The 6,000-nt window shown below is 64.8% G+C and carries 7 protein-coding genes; 6 read left to right on the forward strand and 1 reads right to left on the reverse strand.

From position 1 onward, the window contains the following. Nucleotides 1–409 precede the first annotated feature (409 nt). Complete coding sequence (locus tag AC07U4_RS23420; protein ID WP_495197353.1) at nt 410–817, reverse strand: hypothetical protein; 408 nt, start codon at nt 815–817, stop codon at nt 410–412. Nucleotides 818–917: 100 nt separating this feature from the next. Here AC07U4_RS23420 and AC07U4_RS23425 point away from each other — a divergent pair, with 100 nt between their 5' ends. The 6 genes from AC07U4_RS23425 to AC07U4_RS23450 all read left to right on the forward strand — a co-directional run bounded on the left by AC07U4_RS23425 (nt 918) and on the right by AC07U4_RS23450 (nt 5,825). Continuing rightward, nucleotides 918–1,265: a hypothetical protein gene (locus tag AC07U4_RS23425; RefSeq protein ID WP_495197354.1), complete on the forward strand. Its 348-nt coding sequence runs from the start codon at nt 918–920 to the stop codon at nt 1,263–1,265. A 25-nt stretch (nt 1,266–1,290) separates the two neighbouring features. Then, nucleotides 1,291–1,791: a hypothetical protein gene (locus AC07U4_RS23430; protein WP_495197355.1), complete on the forward strand. Its 501-nt coding sequence runs from the start codon at nt 1,291–1,293 to the stop codon at nt 1,789–1,791. A 62-nt stretch (nt 1,792–1,853) separates the two neighbouring features. Beyond that, entirely contained in the window at nt 1,854–2,561 is a 708-nt protein-coding gene (locus tag AC07U4_RS23435; RefSeq protein ID WP_495197356.1) for a hypothetical protein, read from the forward strand. A gap of 12 nt (nt 2,562–2,573) precedes the next feature. Beyond that, nucleotides 2,574–3,983 carry a hypothetical protein gene (locus tag AC07U4_RS23440; protein ID WP_495197357.1) on the forward strand — a complete coding sequence of 470 codons (1,410 nt, stop codon included), beginning with the start codon at nt 2,574–2,576 and terminating at the stop codon, nt 3,981–3,983. Nucleotides 3,984–4,037: 54 nt separating this feature from the next. Then, nucleotides 4,038–4,451 (forward strand): hypothetical protein, encoded by a 414-nt coding sequence (locus tag AC07U4_RS23445; RefSeq protein WP_495197358.1) that lies wholly within the window; start codon nt 4,038–4,040, stop codon nt 4,449–4,451. A 78-nt stretch (nt 4,452–4,529) separates the two neighbouring features. Further along, nucleotides 4,530–5,825: a hypothetical protein gene (locus tag AC07U4_RS23450; protein ID WP_495197359.1), complete on the forward strand. Its 1,296-nt coding sequence runs from the start codon at nt 4,530–4,532 to the stop codon at nt 5,823–5,825. Nucleotides 5,826–6,000: the final 175 nt, after the last annotated feature.

The following is a 6,000-nucleotide window of genomic DNA, read 5'->3' on the forward strand; positions in this document are numbered from 1 at the left end:
TTTCTTTCTGTCCGCACTGATGGCCCTCAGTCCTCGTACAACATCGAGGATGCTCTGGAAAAGCTGGCGAAAATAGGGCAATATCCGGATGGCACCCTATCACTAACCTCCAATAAGGTTTACTCAATGAGGAGAAGCGATGGATCGACTGTATTCACGATCCAGCTTCTGAAAGCGGACTAGACCCGCAAGGTGATGGATTTGACCCAGGTCGGGAAATGCGGCGAAGCGCTGGCCGCGAACGCCTTGAGATCCGGGGGCGCTTTATCGAAGCTCGGCATCCCACCGACATGCGCTGATAGCTGTAGCAGTCTGCGATTAAGATCGACCGGACACACGATATTCGGCGCTCTCCAGCGGGGTTCTCAGAAGCCGGTAAGGGGTGCTCCCGTGCGGTGGCTGACTCGATCTAACCGCCAGAGCGTCGCAGGCGCTCGCTCAGAGTTGTGCGCTCACGTTGCATCTGCTCTTCCATCATGGCCCATATCTGGCGAGCCGCTTGCCGATAACCGTTCCAGTCAGCCGCGATCGCCTGCGAAGTCCAGGTGGTCACATGCTTACTGGACACGAGGCGCTTGGCGTTGAAGCCTCGCTGCAACTCCATGAGCTCGTTTCGGAACGCCGGATCGGCATCGTTCAACAGGTGGGGAATGACGGTCTCCGCGACAAATCGTGATCGAGCGGCGCTGAGTCGACTCAGTTTCACGCGGGCGGAGCCAAGGCCGGCCGTGTCAGGCGTCGCAGCCTCGCAATGAGTGCGGATAGCACCGATGGCAGCGGATATGTCTCGGTGAAAATCCTCGAGAGTTCGAAGCATGATGGCGGATATTACGTCCGCAATCTTACCAGTCCGTTCCCTGGGAACGGAGAGGAGTGAGTGGGGCTGATTGATCCGGATGGATCAACGGAGAACCCCCATGCTGACCAAGCTCGATGGCATCGACGCGCCATCATTCACTCGCCGATCGAAGCTCGACCTGATCTGGTCGCGCACGCACCCCGACTTTCGCGGGATTGCCGGCGAGGTGAACCCGAAGGCATGGCGTCCCGAGCAACTCGGCCGGCGCACCATCCTCGCCTACAAGCCCGGCGTCGGGACGGTGTTGAAGCTCCTCGACGATCTGACCGACGACGAGATCGCTGCAAAGCTACCCTCAACCGCTGCACCGGACGGACCGGCTTCGCCTCAAGGGACCGACCCGAGGCACCATTACGACCGAGGCGACCTGGTGCAAAAGGGAGGTGAGGGGGAGGAAGCCGGTTGATCCAGGTGGATCGACGGAGAACCCCATGTCCTACATCGTCGATATAGGCGGCGCGCCCGCCAGTGAGGAATGCGCCCAGCTCGGGCAGACGATCGACTTCGAGACGGCCAATATGCTCGAGGTGATGACCTATAAGCTGGCGATCATCGCGCGTTACGGAATGCCGCCTGAGGGCTGCAAGCTGGTCGTCCACAACAACCGGCACGACTTCGGTTGCTACCGCACACTGGCGCTGCGGATCGAGGACGAGGAGAGCGAGACGGTCGACGCCTATGCCGAGGCCGTGGAGCCAGGCCTCGACACCTGGATCGAGGCAGGTTTCACCGCACCCGTCACCTATGCCGGCAAGGCCGCTACGGTCGAACGGTCCGAGCATGCCGAGCTCGTAATCGGCGCCTTGCTGACCACGCGGCCGAACCCTGACGGGACCTTCCCGGTCGCAGACTTTGCGATCCTGCACGGCAACCTTGCGGCCGCCTTCCCGGAACAGGCCGAAGCCGCGCGCCAGCGCCTCACCGCCGTCTGATCCAGTCCGCCCCCCACAATCATGGCGCGCCGGCATAATCCCGGCGCGACCGGAGATGTCCCGTGTCCAACAGCTACACCAAAGCCGCCTTCTCCATCCTCATGTCGCCGGCCGATGTCACGACGCTCAGCCTCGTGCGGCGAGCGGTCGATATCCTCGACCGAGTCAGCGACGACGAGGACCTGAAGCTCTCGTTCGACGGGCTTGGCACCGCCTTCAGCCGGGCTTTCCCCGCGAAGGGACCGAACGACTTCGGCAGCTTCCTCGATCTCTTCGATGATCCCGACTTCCCGCGCTTCGGCTGCGACATCGACATCGAGGAGCCCGGCAGCGAAGGCCTGTGCTCGGTGACCTTCAGTGGCGAACAGATCGACGTCGAGGCAGTCGCCAATCTGATCTTCACAGCCTGCAAGTCGGCGTTGCCCTGCGCGTTCGAGTGGGCGCACGTCATGGATCGCCTGTGCGTCGGCGAGTTCGGGGGCGGCTGTGTCGTCATCACCGCGACCGGCATCCAATATCATAACACGCGTGATATCCTCGATCGCGCCATTACCCGAGAGATCAGCGGACCCGACGAGGCGGTTGACGGCTTCGTGCTGGCGCTTGCCGAGAAGCAACACGGTCTGAGCTTCTGGAACAACGAGCATGGCTTCGGCCGTCTCACGTTGGCGACGGTGTTCAGCGAGGACGAGGCGGGGCGTTTCGACAAGCCGATCGCGCACATCGAACCGGAATGGCTGGCGATGCCGGCGCCGTTGACCTCGCTCTGAGGGACTAAACCCATGCTGATGATGACGTCGCAGCCCGCCGGGATCGCCCAGGCGGGCTTGGTTCGGTCTGTCCTCCAGACGCGATTGCCCGAGGCCGCAGAGCTCGAGATCTTCGATCCGACCGATGCACGCTGTTGGCTCACACGCGGGCGCACGATCGAGCATGCCACCGAGCTGGCCCGGATCTGGCGAGCCTTCCCGGATCTGCCGGCGACGGCACCGCTCGAGGACCGCATGGCGCGAGGCCGCGAGCGCATCGCCGAGATGAAACCGCTCAACGACGCGATCAGCGCCGCGGCCGAAGCAGAGCGCCAGGCGCGCAACTTCGCGCGGATGGAGCAGCACCTTGCCGACGGCACCATCGCCGATCGAGAGCTCGCCGTCCTGCGGGGACGCGATGAGCATGGCTACGACTGGGATGTCGCGATTGCCTATGCCAGTGGCTGGACCGCGGCGAACAGCGGTTGGGAGCATCGTTTCTACTCGGATGGCCCTCACCGTGAGGCGGCAAAACGTGCCGCCTATGACCGCGGCTTCGCCGATGGCGGTGGTGACCAGGACGATCTCTTCGACGCCGCCCGCCGCAGCAACCTCGCAGCGCTACGCCGCGACAATCAGCCCGCGGCTCCGTCGGCAGCACCGACCGCTCGCCCAGCACCGAGCAGCTGGTGCAAGCCCAGCGATCATGCCCGCCCGACCCGCTGGTCCCGCCGGCTGCTGATCGTCTCGGACGCCACAATCGAGGAGGTGACGCCGGGGCTGATGCGCGTTTCAGGGCTGCGCCTGATCGACGAGGTTCGTGCGCGTGCCGGCGCCGAGGCGATGACGATCGTGACGATCGACCGTCACGCGGGCTTCGTCGTTAACGACTGCCCGGTCGAGACATCGGCACCGATCGCGTCTGCTCGGGCCGACGAGATCATCGCGGATCCTCGCCACGGCGATGCGCTCCGCGCGATCCTCGCCGGTATCGAGATCGACGACGTGCTGGTCGCGGTGCAGGGCGACTATCTGCGCATCGTCGACGCGTTCGCCGGCGCGCTGCCGCTGTGTGCGAACATGGAGCGGACGCAAAACTCGCTCCTGCAGCAGCGTGCCCATCTGCGCTGCTGGCTCGACCGCGGCTATTGCGGAGATGCCAATCTCGGCGCCGGACACATTCGCTGGGGCAAGGCGATCAAGGGTCTGACCGGCAAGCTCGGTGAGTTCACTGCCCGCCATGTCGGCCCGGCACCGAAGCGCGGTCACCTGATCCGGATCGAGGCCGAAGGCGACGCCCTTGCGCGCGGCTACGCGACCTCCAGCGGCGAACCGCTCGCCCCTGAGATCATCGTCTCGAACAAGACGAACATCCGTCGCGAGATGGCGGCCGCCCTGCGCGCCTTTGGCGGCGCGACCCGGCTGATGAACGCCCGCGGCTGACACCGCGCACGCGCCCACCCCTGATTCCCACCATCACCAACGAGGAGACTATTCATGGCTGACATTCTCGACCTGCCCGTGATGACCGAGGCCGATGCGAAGAAGCTCGGTTTCGCGGGCTTCAACGACGTGCCGCACAAGGTCATCGAGCTGCCCGACAGCGCGTTCACGATCAGCGTGAAGACCAGCGACGGCCGCCGGGCGACGTTCTGCTTCATGAACTACGGTGACGGCCCGGCCCGCTTCGTCGACATCCAGTATCACGATCGCGGTAGCACGATCCCGAACGCCAATGGCGGTCGGTCGCCGACGTTCAACAGCTTCTGCATCACACAGGGCGGCCGGCACATCGTCGACACGCGCGCCCTGGCCGAGGACAGCAAGCCTTCGATCATGGTGCTGCTGCTGGATACCATCGAGGAGGAACAGGCGCGCGCCGTAGTGCTGGCTGGCGGCTCCAAGCCATAGCCCAGGGCAGCCGGGCACCGGAGGGAAGGGGGATTGGGGAAGGGAGACCGGAATAGGCCGGACAGGACTCCCTTCCCCATGCGCATCCAGCACATCGCTACCTTCGCCCAGACGATCCGCACCGACCCGGTGACGCTGGTGCGCGAATATCTCTCGGCGCGTGACGCCACGGCCCACGAGTTTCAGAGCGAGGAGGCACGCAACGACTATGTCGCCTTCCTCCTTGCGCTTGGGCGATTCCAGCATCGCACCGCCTTTGCCCGCGCGCTGGTGCAGCTGGACGTTTCTGCCGAGGCCGTAAGGGTGGACCCGGCACTCTCCGATGCGATGCGGCCGATCGCGTGGAGTTTCGGCGATGGCGCGACGTTCTCGGGCTTCACCGATGACACTTGCTGGAACGGCTACCTCAACGTCTGGGTCACACCAGCGACCTGGCCGTATGTGCTGGCCGAGCTGATCGCCGGCGCCGATGGCGATGCGGACCTGATCGACCAGTATCGGCGCACCCCTGAGATCGACAGCCTGCTGTCGCTGTCCCATGGTCTGACGGCCAGCGAGGTCACGCCCGCCTGGCCGACGATGTTCGCAGACTATCCGGTCGCGACGATGATCCCGGTTCCGGAAAGCTGGACCGAGGAGAGCTGGCACAACGACACCGCGCCCAGCTTCAGCCCGTGTTCGGGACCGATGGGTGAAATGGCGCAGGTCTGGGTCGACTACGAGGATCCGGCTGCGCGCGAGATTCCCGAGGCCAACCGCTTCTCCTTCTGCCGGCGTGACGCTGTCGGCGAACTGGCCGCGATCTACGCCGGCGACGATTACAACGAGCTGCTGCGCCAGGTCGCAATCGAGCAACTCGCATGTAACTTCGCGCACCGGCTCGGACGGATACTCCGTCCTCACGAATGGCGCGAAATGCGACTGCGCAACCGAACGGCCGGCGCCGGCGTCTGCGCGTCGCATGATTTCGTCGACGCCAACATGGTCATGCTCGACGCATGGCGGACGACGCGTGAGCCCGCGATCGTCGGCGCCGGCGACGCCGAGCAGCTCGCGGCCGACCTCGACCACGTCAACGCCGCCTGGACGATCGCGACGCGGCATTACCTGACCAGCGACGATGAGGGCGCGCGGTTCGACGACTGGCGCCTGACCGGCCGCGACGTTCCAAGCCTGGTCGCCGAGAGCCATGACCTTGCGACGGTGCCGCCGTCGGATAGCCGGGGGCGGGTCTACGCCGTCGGCTTCATGGAGGCGGCGAGCTCCGGATGGATCATCAACGCCGGCAATAGCAGCCGGTCCTTCGACACGCTGATCGATGCCGATGCCCACCTCTGGTCGGTCTTCGCCTCGGCCGAGAGCGCCCGAGCCTGACCGGCCACGAACCACTTCACGACAGGAGACATGTGATGCGTTCCATTGTGGCGTTCTACGAGGTCGACCGCGAGTATGGCGGGCCGGAAGAGGGCGGATGGCGTGCGCCGTTGTGGCGCGAGAAAGGAGTGCGTCTGATGACGTGATGCTTGTTGGCAATGGCATCTGCCTACTG

The sequence above is a fragment of the Sphingomonas sp. GW821-FHT02B09 genome (assembly GCF_059421875.1).